We start from the raw sequence: 17,205 nt of genomic DNA, 5'->3' as shown, positions 1-17,205 counted from the left end.
CGCACGCCGCCTCACCCACGACCGCCTTCGCCCTCTCCCGCCTCGCCGACCCCGACACCCTCCACCAGACCCCCATCGGCGTCTTCCGCTCCGTCCAACGCCCGGTCTACGACACCCTCATGACCGAGCAGCTCGACCACGCGACAGAACGCCAGGGCGAAGGCGACCTCGCCCGGCTCCTCACCGGCAACGACACCTGGACCGTCGCCGGCTGACAGCCCGGCGGACGCTCACACCGGAGGTACCCATGGCCTACGTCATCGCTCAGCCCTGCGTGGACATCAAGGACAAGGCATGCCTGGAGGAGTGCCCGGTCGACTGCATCTACGAGGGTCCGCGCAAGATGTACATCCAGCCGGACGAGTGCGTCGACTGCGGAGCCTGCGAGCCGGTCTGCCCCGTCGAAGCGGTCTTCTACGAGGACGACCTGCCGGAGGACTTCAGCGCCTTCCGTGTCGTGGACCGGGAGGCGTTCGACGGCCTGGGCCTCCCCGGCGGCGCGCGCGACGCCGCCCCGCTCGCCACGGACCACGCGGTCGTGCGGGCCGTGCCCGAGCCCTCCCCGAGCTGAGCGGACCGGTGCCGGGACCGCCGCCCCCGCTCGACAACTCCTGCCCGCGCGAGCCCTTCACGGATCGAGTTCCCCTCATGGCCAAGCCCCTCGTCCTCATCGCCGACGAACTCTCGCCCGCCACCCTCACCGCGCTCGGCCCGGACGTCGACGTCCGGCACTGCGCCGGGGCCGACCGGCGGGCCCTGCTGGCCGCCGTCGCCGACGCGGACGCCCTCCTGGTGCGCGGTGCCACCCGCGTGGACGCCGAGGTGATCGGCGCCGCGCGCCGCCTTCGCGTCGTGGCGCGGGCCGGCGCCGGCCTCGACGACATCGACGTCCCCGCGGCCACCAGGGCCGGAATCCTGGTCGTCACCGCGCCCGTCTCCCACGTGGTCAGCGCCGCCGAACTGGCCTGCGGCCTCCTGCTGTCCACCGCCCGCACCATCCCGCAGGCCGACTTCTCGCTCAAGAGCGGTGAGTGGGACCGGGGGAGGTACGTCGGCGTCGAGCTGGCGGACAAGACCCTGGGCGTCATCGGCCTCGGCCGCATCGGCACCCTGGTGGCGCAGAGGATGTCCGCGTTCGGCATGCGGATCCTCGCCCACGACCCGTACGCCACGGAGGAGCGGGCCGTGCGGGCGGGCGCGCGCCTCGTCCCGCTCGACGAGCTGCTCCGGCAGGCCGACTTCGTCACCGTGCACCTGCCCCGGACACCGGAGACGGCCGGATTGGTCGGCGAGCGGGAGCTGGCTCTCGTCAAGCGTTCGGTACGGATCGTCAACGCGGCGCGCGGCGGCATCGTGGACGAGGAGGCGCTGGCCGCGGCCCTCAAGGACGGACGCGTCGCGGGAGCGGGGCTGGACGTGTTCGCCGTGGAGCCGTGCACCGCCTCCCCCCTGTTCGGGCTCGACAACGTGGTGGTCACCCCGCATCTGGGCGCGTCGACCCATGAGGCGCAGGAGAAGGCCGGGACCGCCGTGGCGCACTCGGTGCGCCGGGCCCTCGCGGGGGAGCTGGTGCCCGACGCGGTGAACGCCCCGGGAGGAGGCCCGGTCGCGGAGGAGGTCCATCCCTATCTGGCGCTCGCCGGCGACCTCGGGCGCGTCTTCACCGAACTCGCGGGGCGCCGGCGGCCCGCTCGGCTGGAGGTCGAGGTCCGCGGGGAGGTGACCCGTCGCGACGTCACGGTCCTGGAGGCATGCGCGCTCACGGGGGTGCTGACCCGGCTGGCCTCCGTGCCGCCGTCGCCGGTGAACGCGTCGGAGGTCGCCCGCGAGCTCGGCGTCTCCGTGCGCTTCTCGACCAGCTCCGAAAGCACCGGACACCGCAACGCCCTCGCGATCCGCGGTCTTCTGCCCGACGGCACGTCCCTGGCGGTGGCCGGCGCGCTGTCCGGCCGGAAGCGCACCCACAAGCTGGTGGAGATAGGGGAGCACGAGACCGACCTGGACCTCGCGGGCCGCATGCTCTTCCTCTGGTACGCCGATGAACCCGGCGCGATCGGCAGGGCGGGACGGATCCTCGGCGCCGCCGGCGTCAACATCGCCGGCATGGAGGTCGCCCGGGCGGCCGGACGGGCGATGGCGGCCATGTCCGTCGACAGCGACGTCCCCGAGGGCGTCGTGCACGCGCTCGTGGCCGCGCTCGACGAGGCGTCCGCGCGCTTCGTACGGCTGGAGCCGTAGGCCGGCGCCCTCGCCCGGTCGTCGCGGCGACGGCGCGGCCCGGCGCACGCCCGCCGCGGAACCCGTACTCCCTCGCGCCGGACCCGGCGCGGGGGAGTACGGGCGTCCGGAGCGCGCGGCAGCCGCGGCCCGGGGACCGTCACTCCCTCGGCAGGCGCGTCACCGCGGCGTGGCAGAACGCGGTGAACGCCGCCGCCCGGCGGGTCAGCCGGACGCCCGCCGGGCGGGCCAGCACGACGTCCAGCGGGCGTATCCCGTCCCGTATCCCGCGGGTCACGAGGCCGCGTCCCTCGTAGCTGACGTCCGCGACGGGGCGCTGGATGAGCAGGGAGTACCCGACGCCCCGGGCGACGAGGCTCCGCACCGTCTCGAAGCTCTCCGTGCGGTGCCGGATGCGGGGCGACACCCCGGCGGAACCGAGCACCTCGCTGAAGTAGCGCAGGCTGGGCGGGACATCGAGGGCGATCATGTCGTGGTCGCCGAGATCGGCCAGCCGGATCTCCTCCTTCTCCGCCAGCGGATGAGCGGCCGGCAGCAGGACGTACGGCCGGGTCGGGTAGAGCGTGTCGTACTCGATGCCGGCCTGGATGTCGACGCCGTACACCACGGCCACCTCGCACTCCCCCTCGCGCAGCCGCCGCTGCAGATCGGTGAGCGAGCCCTCCACGAAGTCCAGGGTCACCTGTGGATGGGCCGCCTGGAACTCCTCCAGCACCCGGGGCAGGAAGAACGGGGCGAGGGTGGTGAAGCAGCCGATCACCAGACGACCCGACGGGGCCTCGCCCAGGTCGCGCATCCCCGCCTGCAGTTCGTCGGCGCGGGCGAGCAGCGCCCGGGCCTCCGGCAGGAGCAGCCGGCCGGCCGCGGTGAGCGTCAGCCCCTTCGCCTTGGAGCGCAGCAGCAGCTGCACGCCGACCTGGCGCTCCAGCTGGGCGATCGCGACCGACACCGCCCCCTGCGACACGAACAGCCGCCGTGCCGCGCCCGTCATGGTTCCGGCCTCGGCGCACGCCACGAACGCGTGCAGGCGGCGCAGGCTGATGCGCTCAGTCATTAGGGAATCCCATAACACGCTTCATCATTCTCCCTTTTTCAACGCGAGGGTCATGACGGAGACTTGGAGGACCAAGTCGAGGAGGTTGCGCGATGATGCCGATGAATTCGGCTTCTGGGTGCCCGGTGCACCACAGTTTCGACCCGCTTGGCGACGCCTACATATCCGATCCCTATCCGATCCACTCCGCGGTCAGGGAGGAGACTCCCGCGTTCTACGCGGCCGCCATCGACATGTGGGTGATCACCCGCTACGACGACATCGAGGCCGTTCTCAAGGATCCGGGGACCTTTTCCGCCGCCGTCGGGCAGAGGCCGGTCTTTCCGTTGTCGGAAGAGGCGCAGGAGATCCTGAGGAACGGATTCCGTGCCTATCCGGTGATGTCGGACTGCGACCCGCCCCGGCACACCCGCATCCGGAAGCACAACATGACGGGCTTCTCACCGAAGCGGCTCGCCACGCTGGAGCCGAAGGTCTGGGCCAAGGCCACGGAGCTCGTGGACGCCATCGAGCCCGGGCGGGTGGACCTGGTGGACGCGCTGACCTATCCGCTGCCCGCGTACATGATCTTCACCTTCATCGGATTCCCCGACGAGGACATGGACATGCTGAAGAGCTGGTGCGGAAACCGCATCGCGTTCAGCTGGGGGCGGCCGAGCGGCGATGAGCAGCGCGAGATCGCCACGAACATGACCCATTACTGGGAATACTGCGAGAACTTCGTGGCCAAGCGGGCCGCGGAACCGGTGGACGATTTCACGAGCGACCTGATCCGCATCCACCAGGAGAACCCCGGCACGCTGTCCCTCGAAGACATCACGAACGTCGCCTACGGGCTGAGCTTCGCCGGCCACGAGACCACGACCAGTTTCACCGGCAACGCGATCCGCCAGCTGCTCGCCAATCCCGCGCAGTGGGCCGCGATCTGCTCCGACCGCGGGCTCGTCGCCAAGGCGGTCGAGGAACTGCTGCGCTACGACAGCAGCATTCCCGCGTGGCGGCGCATCACCACCCGGGCGGTCGATGTCGGCGGGGTCCGGATCCCGGCCGAGGCCAAGGTCCTGATCCTCCTCGGCGCGGCCAACCGGGACCCGAACTACTTCGAGGACCCGGAGACCTTCGACATCCACCGGGGCGACGCCCGCCGGCACCTCGCCTTCGGCAAGGGCATCCACTACTGCATCGGGGCGCCGCTCGCGCGGATGGAGGCCCGCGTCGCCCTGGACCTGCTGGCGCAACGGGCCCCCGGCATGCGGCTGGTGGAGGACCAGGACTTCGACTTCCCCGCCAACGTCTCCTTCCGCGGCCCCAGGAGCCTCCTCGTCGAGTGGCCCGGCTGACCCCCCGGATCCGAACGGCGGCCGGCGGGGCGCGCGCCGCACCCCGCCGGCCGCCGCCGGCCCCCCGGCACGGCCGGTCACGGCCCGACGCGCCGCTCGGTGACCAGCAGGGTCTGCACCACCTGCCCGCAGCTCCCCGACGCGTCGTCGAGCTGCCCGAGGGCCAGCCCCGAACCGCCCGGACTGGCGGCGGTGTGCGAGCGCAGGCACAGCCACTCCCCGACGGGATCGCGGTGCAGCGCGAGCGTCACGTCGGTGTTGATGACGAGCCGCGCGTGGTGGTCCAGTTCGAAGCCGACGGCCCAACTGCTGTCGGCCACCGTCAGCGCCCTCGTCAGCGGAGAGTCCACGACGCCGGCCACCAGCGGGATGCGCTGGCGGGCCCAGGCGGTCCCCGGACCGAGCGAGTCGAAGCCGAGGCCGTCCGCGAACCGCCATTCCATCGCCGAGACGTAGCCGTCCAGGTGGGCGTCGGCCATGGTGTGCGGCGGCTGTGGCCCGGGCAGGTCCGGGGCGGGCGGGACGGGCCGCAGCGACGGGGTGTCGTCCGGGCCGGCGACCAGCCGCCAGGCCCGGGCCAGCAGCACCGTGGCGCCCGCCGCCGACACCTCGCCCTCCAGCAGCTCGACACTGCCGCCGGACCGCACCGTCCGCACGTCGACCGTCAGGTCCGCGACCGGCACCGGGCGCAGCAGCTCCACGGTGACGCGGGCGATCCGCATGCCCCGCCGGGGAGCGTGCCGCTCCATCACGTGCCCCACGAGGGCCGAAGGGGGCCCCGCGTGCTGCGACTTCGCGCTCCACGGGCCCGCGGTGGCCGGGGTACTCTCGTACCGGCCGTCCCCGAGGGCACGGTAGAAGGCCGCGGGGAGCGCCTCGGGCGACGGGACGAACTCACTGTTCACGGGTTGAGCCTCCGGGTCCTGCCTCAGACGTCTGAGGACGGTGGATGAGGTCCGCCTGGGGTACGCCGGCGAGGCCGACGGCGTCCGTCCGATGATCCTCGACCGCTGTCCCCACCCGGAAGAGCACGGACTCCGCGAACGGGGCGGCGATCAGCTGCGCGCCGATGGGAAGACCCGCGGAGTCCCTGCCGACCGGGAGGGAGAGCGCGGGGAGACCGGTGATGTTGGCGGGGGAGCACAGCCGGACGTAGGCGTCGGTGACCGTCTCGGTCACGCCGTCCGGCCAGCGCACGGTCTCCTGGCCGCGCCGCGCCGCCGTGATCGGGGTCGTGGGGGCGACGACCACGTCGACGCCGTCGAAGAGCCGGGTCCACGCGTCGCCGATGAGGGACCGCGTGCGCTGGGCCCGCAGATAGTCCAGGGCGGACACATGGCGTCCCGCCTCCAGGAGGAGCCGGACGTCCGGGCCGTACAGGTCGGGCGTCGCCCGCAGCGTCTCCTCGTGGACCGCCGACGCCTCGGGCGCCATCAGGCCCCACTGCGTCGCCTCGACGTACTCGACCAGCGGAAGCTCCACGGGCACCACCGTGGCACCGAGCTCTCCCAGCAGGTCGACCGTGGCCCGGACGGCGGCCTCTACCTGCGGATCGACGTGGTCGAAGCAGTAGTTGCCGGGCACCCCGACGCGCACCCCGCGCAGCCCGCGCACCCCGCGCACCCCGGGCGTGTCCGGGCGCGCCGCGGACCGGTGGGCCGGCGCGGTCGCGCTGGCGGGGTCCGACGGGTCGTGGCCGGCCAGGACCCGCAGCACGGTGTCGGCGTCCCGTACGGTCCGCGTGAGGGGACCGACGTGGTCCAGGGACCATGACAGGGGCGCCACCCCGTGACGGGAGACCAGGCCGTAGGTGGGCTTGAGACCGACCGTTCCGTTGAGCGCCGCGGGGACGCGGATCGAACCCCCGGTGTCGGTGCCCAGCGCGAACAGCGCCGATCCGGCCGCCACCGCGACCGCGGAACCGCCGCTGGATCCTCCGGCGACGGCGTCCGCGTGCCACGGATTGGCCGTCTGCGGAGTGAGCAGCCCGTAGCCGCATTCATGGGTGTGGGTCTTGCCGATCAGGATCGCGCCGGCGGCCCTGAGCCGCGCGGCCACCGTGCTGTCCCGTCCCGGCGTCCGGTCCGCCCACGCCCGCGAGCCGGCGGCGGTGGGGATCCCGGCGGCGTCGATCAGATCCTTGAGGCCGTACGGGATGCCGTGGAGCGGCCCGCGGTGCAGACCGCCGAGGATCTCCCGCTCCGCCCGCCGTGCGTCCCGTCGCGCCTGCTGCGCCCTGACGGTCACGTAGGCGTGGAGCCGGTCCTCCACGGCGTCGCACCGTTCCAGTACGGAGTCGACGAGTTCGACGGGGGACAGGGCGCGCGCCGCGATGGCCGCCGCGGCCTCCTCGACGGTGAGCTCAAAGGGCCGCATCGGAGCCTCCCGCGGCGGGAGCGGGGCCGGCCGGGACCCGGAAGACGGGAGCGGGGGCGGCGCCGTGCAGGTCCAGGGTCCGCAGCCGCCCGATGAGGCGCCCGAGGTGGGCGGCGAACTCGGCCGCTTCCCGGGAACGGCCTCGCGGCGGCGGTACGGATCGCGCGGACGGGCGGTACGGTCTCGCAGCGTCCATCGGGGATGCCTTCCGGGTGAGCGGAGCCGGATGCCGGGTTCCTCGCCGGCGCGAAGAAGCCCGGTGGCCCCCGACGGGGGATGCGGGGGCCACCGGGAGAGTGCGTGCCCTACGGCCGGACGCGGGCCGGCCGATCACGGGGCTGTGCGGGAACCGCGCCTACAGGTCGACGGTGACGCCGTACGACTCCAGCCAGGCGTTCAGCCACAGCGGCACCTCCAGATCGATGCGGGTGATCTGGGTGCTGGCGGTGCTGATGCCGCCGTCGAGCCGGCCGCGGACGCGTTCCTCGTCGAGGAGCGGCAGGACGGGGGCGTCGCCGCGGCCGAGGATCTCCGCGAGCCGGTCGCGGAGCTTCTTCTCGTACCCGGAGTCCTGGGTGCTCGGGTACGGAGCCTTCACCCGCCGCACGATCGACTCGGGCAGCACGTCGCGGGTGGCCGCGCGCAGCAGGCTCTTCTCGCGTCCGTCGAAGGTCTTCATGGCCCAGGGGGCGTTGAACACGTACTCCACGAGCCGGTGGTCGCAGAAGGGGACGCGCACCTCCAGGCCGACGGCCATGCTCATCCGGTCCTTGCGGTCGAGGAGGGTGTTGAGGAAGCGGGTCAGGTTCAGGTAGCTGATCTCCCGCATCCGCTTCTCCAGGCCCGTCTCGCCCGGGAGGACCGGTACTTCGGCGAGGGCGTCGCCGTAGCTCGACCGCCGGTAGCCGGGGATGTCGAGCGTGCGCAGCAGCCCGCCGTCGAAGAGCGGCGTCCCGTCGTAGAAGGGGCCCGGCGTCGAGGTGAGCCACGGGAACGTCTCGGCCGTGAGGACCTCGGGGTCGTGGAACCAGCTGTACCCGCCGAAGAGTTCGTCGGCCGACTCGCCGGACAGGGCCACGGTGGACCGCTCCCGGACCGCCTTGAAGAGCAGGTACAGGGACGGCCACAGATCGCCGTACCACATGGGCGGCAGGTCGGTGGCGGCGAGGACGGCGGCCCGGACGCCGGGGTCGCTGAGGTCGTCGCTGTTGAGCAGGATCTCCTTGTGCTCCGCCGCCACGTGCTGGGCCAGGTCGCGGACGAACGGGGCGTCCGGCGTCGCCCGCAGGGGGTCCGGGACGAAGTTCTCCTCGGCGCCGACGAAGTCGACCGAGAACGAGCGCACCGGCCCCGTGCCCCGGGCGGCCAGCGCCTTGGCCGCCAGCGCGGTGACGGCGGAGGAGTCCAGACCGCCGGAGAGCAGGCTGCACAGCGGGACGTCGGAGATGAGCTGCCGGCCGACGATGTCGTCCAGGAGCCCCCGGACCGTCTCGATCGTCGTCTCCAGGGAATCCGTGTGCTCCCGCGCCTCCAGCGCCCAGTAGCGGCGCTTGACGAGCCCCTGGCGGCGGACCCGGACGGTGTGCCCCGGACGGATCTCGTACATGCCCGTGAAGATGGCGTGTTCCGGGGTCTTCACCATGTCGAGCAGCTCGCGCAGGCCGTTCGCGTCCACCCGGCGGGGGATCTCCGGGTTGGCCAGGATGACCTTGGGTTCCGAGCCGAACAGGACGCCGTCCGCCGTGGGGAAGTAGTACAGCGGCTTCACGCCCATCCGGTCGCGCACCAGGAGCAGTTCCTGCGTCCGGACGTCCCAGACGCCGAAGGCGAACATGCCGTTGAGCCGGTCGACGACGCCCTCGCCCCACTCCAGGTAGCCCTGGAGGACCACCTCGGTGTCGCTCTCGGTGCGGAAGCGGTGTCCGCGCGAGATCAGTTCGGCCCTCAGCTCGCGGTAGTTGTAGATCTCCCCGCTGAAGGTCAGCACCGCCAGGGTGCGCCCGTCCTGTTCGGCGGTCATCGGCTGGCGCCCGCCCTCCAGGTCGATGACGGAGAGCCGGCGGTGTCCGATGGCGGCGTGCCGCTCGATCCACACGCCCTCGGCGTCGGGACCGCGGCACGCCATCGTCTGCGTCATGGCGTCGACGACCGCGCGCTCCTGGGTGAGATCGCGCCCGAAATCTATCCAGCCCGCAATGCCGCACATAAGCGACGTTCTCCTTAGGTAGGACGTGAGCACCTGGCTCATCGAGAGGATCCGGGAGAGGAAAGGGAAGGTGCGGCCCGCCGCGGCCAATTGGGCCGGCCGCGGCGGGACGAGAGCACGCACGCTGTGGGACAGGTGCGGGAGGGACCGGGCGCCTCGGTGCGGTCGGGCTAGGCGGCCTCGGGCCACGTGTGCCGTCCCGCCCGGTGCGCCCAGGCCACCAGCACCATCAGGAGGGCCGCCAGACCGCCCAGCACCATGACGGTGGAGGGCGAGGAGCGGTCGAGCACGGCTCCTCCGACCAGGGCTCCGATGGAGATGGTGGCCTGGAAGGAGGCGGTGAAGAGGACGGAGGACGCCTCGGGGTTGTCGGGGGCGGCCTTGGAGAACCACGTCTGCGAGCACACCGGTACGGCTCCGTAGGCGACGCCCCAGACGACCAGGAGGGCGACCGCGCCCACGTCCGACCCGCCGAGGACGGGGAGGAGCAGGGTCGAGCCGGCGATCAGGGCGGCGGCCGCGGCGAAGGTGGCCCGCGGGTAGCGGCCGACCGTCGATCCGCCGAGGAAGTTGCCGGCGATGCCGGCCGCTCCGTAGATGAGCAGGTAGACCGTGATGAGACCCGAGCTCACGTGGGTCACCTGCTCCAGGAAGGGGGTGACGTAGGTGTACGTGCCGAAGTGGGCGAGGACGACGAGGAAGGTCATCACCAGCGCGAAGCGGGTGTTGACGCTGCGGAGCATGCCGCGCAGGACGTCCGGGCGGGTCGCCTGGTGGGCGGGGAGCGGCGGGACGACCGCGAGCAGGAGGACGAGGACGGCCAGCGTGAAGACGCCCATGACGAGGAACGCGGTCCGCCAGCCCGCGATGTCACCGATGAACGTGCCCAGCGGTACGCCGAGCACGGAGCCGAGCGGTACCGCGGAGAAGATCACCGAGGTCGCCCGGCCCACGGACTTCGCGGGCACGAGCTGGCTCGCGAGCCCGGCTCCGATGGACCAGAAACCGCCGATGGTGATGCCGACCATGACACGGGAGACCAGGACCAGCCAGTAGCTCGTCGCGACGGCGGCGAGGAAATTGGCCAGCGCCAACAGGAGGATGAACACACCCAGCATGACCCGCCGGTCGATCCGTCCCGTGGCCACCGTGACGACAGGAGCGGAGATCGCGGCCAGGAATCCGGGCATGGTCATCATGAGACCAGCCATTCCGTCCGAGATGGTGAAACTCGATCCGATCGAGGTGAGCAGTCCGATCGGAAGGATTTCGGTGGTGACGATGGAGAAAATCCCCAGCATGATCGAGATGACCGCGAGCCAGGAAACCAGGGGCGAGCGATCCGGTGCTGCGGGGGACCGGACAGAAGAGGTGGTTGCTGTGGACATGATTTCCGTCCTGAGTTGGGCCTCACATGCGGAGCGTGCTCTCTAGTCCAGCAGGAACGGGCGCCATCCTCTGGCAGATTCCCGACACCATCAACCACTCCTCGGGCGGCCCGGCGCGGCCCAGCTCCGCCGACGCGGCCCCGTCGCGGCACGTTTGCACAGGTCAGATGGGACCTTGGGAGAGTGTGACGGGGCGACAGATGGAGGCATGGGGCACGGGAACCCTCCGAGACCCGTGACGACTTAGCCAAGTCGCTCATCTGTCGGTGCCGGGGGCGACTTCCCTATTCCGCGGACGAAGGTTCATGTCGCGAATCTGCCGGGCGGGGAATCCGTCCGTTGTTGTTCAGTGCGTTCCGCAGCGCTTATGGTGTCGGCGCGCCGTCGTGCGGTCGAGATGCTCCGCGGAGGCCCGCTGCCGAATGGAGGGGAAGCGTGTTCGAGTCCGACGAGGTGGTGCGGAGAAAAGTGCGGGAAATGGCCGGGGGGCTCCCTCGTGAAGAGGTCGTCCTGAGGAAGGACGAGGCGCGAAGCCGGTGCGGGAGCACCCGCGTGTACTGCGGGGAGACGGCCATGCGGCGGGAACGGCTGGAGCGGTACGCCGTCGAGTGGGAGCGCGTCCTCGACGAGATGACCGGACGGGGCCCGGCGCCCCGCTGACCCTGCCCGGGCGAACCGGCGCACGCCGTGTCCGCCGCCGCGCCGGGCACGTCGTACGGGGGACGACAGGACAGACCCCGGCACCTGGGGTATGCCTTCTCTGTGCACCGTTTCCGTCGAGCCCTCGCCGCCCGCCCTCCACGGGGTGGGGGGAGGCGGCTGCTGCTGGCGGTGCCGTTCGCCCTGATCGCGGTCGTCACGGTGGTGGACGTCCTGGTCCCGCCCGAGGTGCATCTGGGGCCGTTCCTGATCGCCGCGCCCGCGGTCACCGCGTCCTTCGCGGGTCCCCGGGCGACGGCGTTCGTCGGGGCGGTCGCGGTCGTCGCGCAGACGGTGGTGGCCGTCGCCCGGACCAGCGTCACGGACCTCAACCACACCTACCAGATCGTCGCCCTCGTCCTGATCTCCGTCATCGCGACGTTCTTCGCCCACCTGCGCGAACGCAGCGAGAGCCGGGTGGCGCGCCTGCGCTCGATCGCCCACGCCGCCCAGAGCGTCGTCCTGCCCCCCCTTCCCGCGCGGGCCGGCCCCCTGCGGATCGCCTCGGTCTATCTGGCGGCCGAGGAGGAGGCGCAGATGGGCGGCGACCTGTACGCCGCCGCCCGTACGGCGTCCGGGACCCGGCTGCTCATCGGCGACGCCCGGGGCAAGGGGCTCGACGCGATCAGCGAGGCGTCGCTCGTCCTGGGCGCCTTCCGCGTCACGGCCCGCCGGGAACCGGGACTGCCGGAGCTGGTCGCACAGCTGGAAGCGGGAGTCGGCCCGGACGGGCGGGACCGCGAGGCGACGCCGGCCCGTCCCGACGCCGCCGACGAAGCGTTCGTCACCGCGCTGGTCCTCGACATCCCCGACCACGAGCCGGTCGTCCGGCTGGTGAACTGCGGTCACCCGCCGCCGCTGCTCCTCAGCCGGGGGCGGGTGATCCCGCTCGACACGGCCGGCGCGAGTCCGCCGCTCGGGCTCTCGGACGTCCTCGCGGCGGACGCGAGGGTCGACACCTTCCCCTTCGCCGCCTCGGACGTGCTGCTCCTGTACACGGACGGGGTGACCGAGGCGCGCGACCGCACGCGCGCCTTCTACCCCCTGACGGAGCGGCTCGCCGCCTGGGCCGGGGACGACCCGGCGGTCCTGCTCGACCGGCTGCGGGCCGACCTCCAGGCATATGCCGGTGGCCATCTCGGCGACGACGCGGCGCTCGTCGCGGTACAGCGGGTCGCCCCCGCGCCACAGGGCCCGGCCGGCGCCTGAGCTCCGCCCGTGCACAGGGGTTCACGGCACTCTGAAGGCCGCGCGAGCCGTGACCGGACGGCCGACGGCACATGCGCGTCAGGTCGACCCTCCCTACGATGAAGGCGTAGGTCTCGCCGTTCTGACGGGCTCGTCGAGAGCGAGGGAACATGGCCGCCGAGGATGCCGCGCCCGCCGGGCGCCCCGTGGGTCTGAAGTCCGACGCGATCGGTTTTGTGGACGCGCTCGTCATCGGACTCAACTCCACCTCCCCCGCCTACTCGCTCGCGGCCGTCATCGGCCCGATCGTCGCCCTCGTCGGCATCTACGCGCCGGGCGTGATGGTCGCCTCCTTCGTGCCGATGCTGCTCATCGCCTCGGCGTTCTACTACCTCAACAAGGTCGACCAGGACTGCGGGACGACCTTCTCCTGGGTCACCCGCGCCATGGGTCCCTGGGCCGGCTGGCTCGGCGGATGGGCCATCGCGATGACCGGAGTCCTGGTCGTCGGCTCGCTCGCGGACGTGGCCGTGAGCTTCGCCCTGCTCGCCTTCGGCCTCGACGGCTGGGTGGACAACACCTTCGTACGCCAACTGCTCACCGTGCTGCTCATCCTGGTGATGACGGCCGTGTGCGTCATCGGCACCGAGCTGTCGGCCAAGGTGCAGAACGTCCTCATCCTCGCGCAGGTCGCCTGTCTGCTGATCTTCGTGGCCGTGGCCCTCTACGCCGTCTACAACGGGACGAGCAAGTACCCCTCGGCCGAACCGGAATTCAGCTGGCTCAATCCGTTCGGCGCCGGCGGCGCGGCACTGACCGGCGGGCTGCTGCTCGGTGTCTTCATCTACTGGGGCTGGGAGTCCGCGGTCAACCTCACCGAAGAGGTCAAGGACTCCGCGAGCGCGCCCGGCAAGGCGGGGCTCTGGTCGACCGTCGTCCTCCTCGTGACCTACGTCTCCGTGGGGTTCGCGGTCGTGGCGTACGCCGGCCCGGCGTTCCTGTCGGAGAACGCCGGCGAGGAGGAGTTCGTCTTCGCCCAGCTTGCCGGGGACGTCCTGGGCGGCTGGGACTGGATCCTGCTGCTCGCCGTCTCCACCTCCGCCATCGCCTCCACCCAGACCACGATCATCCCGGCCTCGCGCACCGCGCTGTCCATGGCGCGCCGCCGGGCGCTGCCCGCGCACTACAGCCACATCAGCCCGCGCTTCCGCACCCCCGACGTCAGCACGTGGTGGGTCGCCGGCATCGCCATCGCCTGGTACCTCGTGGTCAGCCAGATCAGCGAGAACGCCCTCTTCGACTCGCTCACCGCGCTCTCGCTGCTGATCTCCTTCTACTACGCCCTCACCGGCCTGGCCTGCGCGGTCTACTACCGCCGCCATCTCCTCGAAAGCGTCCACAACTTCCTGCTGATCGGGCTCGGCCCCCTGATCGGTGCCGGACTGCTGGCGTGGCTCCTGGTGCGGTCGGTCTCCGACATGGCCGACCCCGAGAACTCCTACAGCGGCACGTCGTGGTTCGGGCTCGGCCCCCCGCTCGTCATCGGCATCGGCATCGCCGTCACCGGCGTGCTCATCATGTTCGTGTGGCGCCTGCGCTCCCCCGTGTTCTGGCGCGAGCGGCCGGGCGTCGCCGACCCCGACCTGGTCCACGGCCACGGCAAGGAGTCCTGAGATGTCGATCGTCCTGGGCTACGACGAATCCCCCGGAGCCGCCCGGGCGTTGCGCATCGCCGTGGAGGTGGCCGCCGCCTTCGGCGAGCGACTCGTCCTGGTCTACGGAGCCGCGGCACCCGGTCCGACGGGCGAGGAGTACGCGTCCCACTACGAGGCCATCCGCCAGGCCGGCCGCACCGGCCTGGAGCACGCGGTCGCGGAGGCGGACCGGGCGGGCGTACCGACCGTCGTCGAGGTGATCGACGAGAAGCCCGCCCAGGCCCTGATCGAAGCGGCGAACCGCCACGCCGCACGCGTCATCGTGGTCGGCAGCTGGGGCGAGAGCCCGATCCGCGGCGCCCTCCTCGGCTCCACGCCCCACAAGCTCCTGCACATGTCCACGGTCCCCGTGCTCTGCGTCCCGCCCGAGGAGTGAGCGCTGCCTGCCCGCGGCACACCGGAGCCGCCCCTCCCGGCGCGCCGGGGTTCGCTGGAGCCGATCCGCGAAGGACGGGGCCCTGGAGCCGGCCGGCGCGGGTGATCAAGGACGGTAGACCAGTTCCAGGAGGACGGCCGCGATCAGGAGCCACGCGCCGGCGCCGAGCAGCCACAGGGCGTCGAGGCCGAGCCCGAGCGAGCTCGCGAGGAGGGCGCCGCCGCCGAACGCGACCGAGTACCGGCGCACGCGGTGATCGGAAGGCAGGCGCCCGTCGTTTCGGCTCATGGGGCGCACTGTAGGGCGCGATCGGGCGGGGCGGCCGTCGCCCGTGAAGTCTTCACGCGTCCCTGACGCCCCGCATCCGTCAAGGAGTTGTCAGAGGAACGGCGGGCGGCGCCAAGAACGCGCCAGGAAGCGCCGACACGCCCGGGCCGGGGCGGACGCTGAGCGGAGTCCGATCCGAAGGAGTTCCTCCGCATGACCACCACCGTGACCGCCGAGAAGGGCGCCGTACCCGGCGCCGAGGAGCCGCCCGATCCCGGGGCGCGGCACAAGCTGACCGCCGTCACCGGCCTCGCCGCGCTCTCCCTGGACGCGATGGCGTCGGTGGCGTACGGCCCCGAGGCGATCGTCCTGGTGCTCGCGGCGGCCGGCGGGTACGGGCTCGGGTTCACGCTCCCGGTGACGCTGGCGATCGCCGGCCTGCTGGCCGTGCTGGTCGCCTCGTACCGGCAGGTGATCGCCGCCTTCCCCGACGGCGGCGGCTCCTACGCCGTCGCCAGGGCGTACCTGGGGCGGCGGACCGGCCTGGTGGCCGCCGGTTCGCTGGTCCTGGACTACGTGCTGAACGTGGCCGTGGCCGTGACGGCCGGCGTGGCCGCCCTGACCTCGGCCTTTCCCGGGCTGCACGGGGAACGGCTGTGGCTCTGCCTGGCGGTCCTCGCGCTCGTCACGGCGGTGAACCTGCGGGGGATCGTCGACTCCGCCCGCGCGTTCCTCCTCCCGACCGCCGTCTTCGTCGTCGCGATCCTCGTCCTGATCGCCGTCGGCCTGTTCCGCGACGCCCCCGTCTCCACCGCCGCCTCCGACGGACACGCCTCCGTCCTCGCCGGCGACGCCACCACCGTCGGCGCCCTGCTCCTGCTGAAGGCGTTCGCCTCCGGTTGCTCCGCGCTGACCGGAGTCGAGGCCATCGCCAACGCGGTGCCGTCCTTCCGGGCGCCGGCCGCCCGGCGGGCGATGCGGGCGGAGGTGGCGCTGGGCGGGCTGTGATGCTCGGCAGGATCGGGCGTGCGGCGATGACGAGCAGGCTTTCGGTGAGCCGGCCGGCGGGGCGAGGCAGCGCTCCGCGCCACCCCGAGTGCGCCCGGATCGGCGGCACCAGCCGCACCCGCTCCCACTCGGCCGCAGTGCGCTCATACGCCGTCGTCCTGGCCGCGCCCGTGCTCCTGGCGGTGACAGCGGTACAGAGCAGGGGTTCCGCCGGCCTTTCCGCGATGCCCGCGCGACGGGCTTACGGAGCGCTGCTCGCGGGTGGAGGCGTGATGGACGGTTCGATGGTCGACCGGACGTAGATCCGCGTGGTGCCGGGTGTGAACTCGTGGGCGAAGAGGTCGACGCAGCGCTGGAGGTATTCGCCCTCCGGGGACGCCAGGTCGTCCGGGCACAGGCTGGCCTTCCGGAGGCCCTGGACGAGCGTCTCGGGTTCGGGCAGTCCGAGGTGACCAAAGGCGGCGGCGGGCCGGTAGCCCTTCTCCTCGGGGTGCGCGTTCCCGATCATCTCGGTGCCGCTCCGGATGAGTCTGCCCGTGTACCGCTCGGCGTCCTCGCTCGGCAGGACGAAGGCGAGCAGGCCGGTGTCGTAACGCCGGCCGGTCTTGTAGCCCGACCGCCGGTCCGAGGCTCCCTCCGGAATGCGGATACCGAGCTGGTCGCTCATCCAGGCGGGTGTGGCCCCATCTTCCCAGCAGCACGTCATTTCCTGGTCCGCCAGATCCGACGACACGTCATCGGCGACCCAGGACACCACACCGATGGCGGTGGCGACGCAGCCGAGGAAGACCGCAGCGACGACGACTGCGACCGGCACACGACGGCGGCGCACGGGCCGGGTGTCGGCAGCGGTCCGGGGGGAGGTGTCCATCTGTGATCCTCTATCGCGCTTCCTGCTGCTCGCGACCCGGATCCGTCCGGTCGCCCTCGCGGCCCGGTTGGTCCGGCTGTGGCAGAGAGCCCTGGTTCGGGGCGGGTCCGCCCAGATCGTCGTGTTTGACGGAGCTGCTGCCCGCCATGTCGAACTCCTGGGCGATGCCCGTGGTGTGGAGACGGGCCATCTGACCGTCCGGATTGCTCATTTCGCCGCCCCACGGGAGATCGATGGTCACGCCTTTGCTCTCGTCCCAGTTGTAGCGGTCCCAGGCGTTGGCCTGGTAGTCGAGACCGACCCTGGGCTGCCCGTTCTCGTCCGGTATGACGGTGACCACCCCGGTCACGTTCGACCGGGTGGACCCGACTGCGTAGAACCAGTTGTTGTCGACGTCCTGTGTGAAGGAGAAGTCGCGGTTTCCGGTCTCCACCGGCATCGAGACGGGTTGTCCGCCATTGCGCCGGAACTCCGCGAGA

At 72.1% G+C, this 17,205-nt stretch carries 17 protein-coding genes and 2 pseudogenes; 10 read left to right on the top strand and 9 right to left on the bottom strand.

Annotated elements, in window-relative coordinates; translation table 11 throughout:
* The 3 genes and pseudogenes from ACFVU3_RS38215 to serA all read left to right on the top strand — a co-directional run.
* Nucleotides 1–215 (top strand): annotated as a pseudogene (locus ACFVU3_RS38215) (2-oxoacid:ferredoxin oxidoreductase subunit beta); the annotation flags it as partial.
* Nucleotides 216–247: 32 nt separating this feature from the next.
* Nucleotides 248–571 carry a ferredoxin gene (gene fdxA / locus ACFVU3_RS38210; protein ID WP_390073394.1) on the top strand — a complete coding sequence of 108 codons (324 nt, stop codon included), beginning with the start codon at nucleotides 248–250 and terminating at the stop codon, nucleotides 569–571.
* A gap of 77 nt (nucleotides 572–648) precedes the next feature.
* The gene (serA, locus tag ACFVU3_RS38205) at nucleotides 649–2,238 is read left to right on the top strand and encodes a phosphoglycerate dehydrogenase (protein ID WP_390073393.1); all 1,590 of its coding nucleotides are present in this window, start codon (nucleotides 649–651) and stop codon (nucleotides 2,236–2,238) included.
* A gap of 139 nt (nucleotides 2,239–2,377) precedes the next feature.
* On the opposite strand, the gene ACFVU3_RS38200 is transcribed toward serA, so the two are convergent.
* On the bottom strand, nucleotides 2,378–3,292 hold the full coding sequence (locus tag ACFVU3_RS38200; RefSeq protein WP_390073392.1) for a LysR substrate-binding domain-containing protein: 915 nt from the start codon (nucleotides 3,290–3,292) through the stop codon (nucleotides 2,378–2,380).
* A 125-nt stretch (nucleotides 3,293–3,417) separates the two neighbouring features.
* Between ACFVU3_RS38200 and ACFVU3_RS38195 the strand changes: the two genes are divergently transcribed.
* On the top strand, nucleotides 3,418–4,632 hold the full coding sequence (locus ACFVU3_RS38195; RefSeq protein WP_390073391.1) for a cytochrome P450: 1,215 nt from the start codon (nucleotides 3,418–3,420) through the stop codon (nucleotides 4,630–4,632).
* Nucleotides 4,633–4,709: 77 nt separating this feature from the next.
* Here ACFVU3_RS38195 and ACFVU3_RS38190 read toward each other — a convergent pair whose 3' ends face one another.
* The 5 genes from ACFVU3_RS38190 to ACFVU3_RS38170 form a co-directional block, all read right to left on the bottom strand.
* Nucleotides 4,710–5,537 (bottom strand): thioesterase family protein, encoded by an 828-nt coding sequence (locus tag ACFVU3_RS38190; RefSeq protein ID WP_390073390.1) that lies wholly within the window; start codon nucleotides 5,535–5,537, stop codon nucleotides 4,710–4,712.
* On the bottom strand, nucleotides 5,527–7,008 hold the full coding sequence (locus tag ACFVU3_RS38185) for an amidase (RefSeq protein ID WP_390073389.1): 1,482 nt from the start codon (nucleotides 7,006–7,008) through the stop codon (nucleotides 5,527–5,529). The genes ACFVU3_RS38190 and ACFVU3_RS38185 overlap by 11 nt, the downstream gene beginning before the upstream one ends.
* Complete coding sequence (locus ACFVU3_RS38180; RefSeq protein ID WP_390073388.1) at nucleotides 6,995–7,204, bottom strand: hypothetical protein; 210 nt, start codon at nucleotides 7,202–7,204, stop codon at nucleotides 6,995–6,997. Before ACFVU3_RS38180 ends, ACFVU3_RS38185 begins: the two co-directional genes overlap by 14 nt.
* A 159-nt stretch (nucleotides 7,205–7,363) precedes the next feature.
* Nucleotides 7,364–9,214 carry an asparagine synthase (glutamine-hydrolyzing) gene (gene asnB / locus ACFVU3_RS38175; RefSeq protein ID WP_390073387.1) on the bottom strand — a complete coding sequence of 617 codons (1,851 nt, stop codon included), beginning with the start codon at nucleotides 9,212–9,214 and terminating at the stop codon, nucleotides 7,364–7,366.
* Nucleotides 9,215–9,384: 170 nt separating this feature from the next.
* Nucleotides 9,385–10,515 carry an MFS transporter gene (locus tag ACFVU3_RS38170; RefSeq protein ID WP_390073386.1) on the bottom strand — a complete coding sequence of 377 codons (1,131 nt, stop codon included), beginning with the start codon at nucleotides 10,513–10,515 and terminating at the stop codon, nucleotides 9,385–9,387.
* Here ACFVU3_RS38170 and ACFVU3_RS38165 point away from each other — a divergent pair.
* From ACFVU3_RS38165 to ACFVU3_RS38145, 5 genes are all read left to right on the top strand, one after another.
* Entirely contained in the window at nucleotides 10,403–10,648 is a 246-nt protein-coding gene (locus ACFVU3_RS38165) for a hypothetical protein (RefSeq protein ID WP_390073398.1), read from the top strand. The genes ACFVU3_RS38170 and ACFVU3_RS38165 overlap by 113 nt on opposite strands.
* 389 nt (nucleotides 10,649–11,037) lie before the next feature.
* The gene (locus ACFVU3_RS38160; protein WP_390073385.1) at nucleotides 11,038–11,262 is read left to right on the top strand and encodes a hypothetical protein; all 225 of its coding nucleotides are present in this window, start codon (nucleotides 11,038–11,040) and stop codon (nucleotides 11,260–11,262) included.
* A gap of 165 nt (nucleotides 11,263–11,427) precedes the next feature.
* Nucleotides 11,428–12,510, top strand: a complete 1,083-nt coding sequence (locus ACFVU3_RS38155) for a PP2C family protein-serine/threonine phosphatase (RefSeq protein ID WP_390073397.1) — start codon at nucleotides 11,428–11,430, stop codon at nucleotides 12,508–12,510.
* Nucleotides 12,511–12,659: 149 nt separating this feature from the next.
* Nucleotides 12,660–14,162, top strand: coding sequence for an APC family permease (locus ACFVU3_RS38150; RefSeq protein WP_390073384.1), 1,503 nt, complete (start codon nucleotides 12,660–12,662; stop codon nucleotides 14,160–14,162).
* A 1-nt stretch (nucleotide 14,163) separates the two neighbouring features.
* On the top strand, nucleotides 14,164–14,580 hold the full coding sequence (locus ACFVU3_RS38145) for a universal stress protein (RefSeq protein WP_390073383.1): 417 nt from the start codon (nucleotides 14,164–14,166) through the stop codon (nucleotides 14,578–14,580).
* 105 nt (nucleotides 14,581–14,685) lie between these two features.
* Here the strand turns inward: ACFVU3_RS38145 and ACFVU3_RS38140 are convergent, their stop codons facing one another.
* On the bottom strand, nucleotides 14,686–14,868 hold the full coding sequence (locus ACFVU3_RS38140; protein WP_390073382.1) for a hypothetical protein: 183 nt from the start codon (nucleotides 14,866–14,868) through the stop codon (nucleotides 14,686–14,688).
* Between the two features lie 192 nt (nucleotides 14,869–15,060).
* Between ACFVU3_RS38140 and ACFVU3_RS38135 the strand changes: the two are divergent.
* Nucleotides 15,061–15,852, top strand: a pseudogene (locus tag ACFVU3_RS38135) (APC family permease); the annotation flags it as partial.
* A 244-nt stretch (nucleotides 15,853–16,096) separates the two neighbouring features.
* Here the strand turns inward: ACFVU3_RS38135 and ACFVU3_RS38130 are convergent.
* Both ACFVU3_RS38130 and ACFVU3_RS38125 read right to left on the bottom strand, forming a co-directional pair.
* Complete coding sequence (locus ACFVU3_RS38130; RefSeq protein ID WP_390073381.1) at nucleotides 16,097–16,726, bottom strand: hypothetical protein; 630 nt, start codon at nucleotides 16,724–16,726, stop codon at nucleotides 16,097–16,099.
* Between the two features lie 10 nt (nucleotides 16,727–16,736).
* On the bottom strand, nucleotides 16,737–17,165 hold the full coding sequence (locus ACFVU3_RS38125) for a hypothetical protein (RefSeq protein ID WP_390073380.1): 429 nt from the start codon (nucleotides 17,163–17,165) through the stop codon (nucleotides 16,737–16,739).
* Nucleotides 17,166–17,205 lie beyond the last annotated feature (40 nt).

It is taken from the genome of Streptomyces sp. NPDC058052 (assembly GCF_042885515.1).
Taxonomy (GTDB): Bacteria; Actinomycetota; Actinomycetes; order Streptomycetales; family Streptomycetaceae; genus Streptomyces.
Note: the sequence above shows the minus strand (reverse complement) of the source record. Positions and strands in the feature narration are given on the sequence as shown.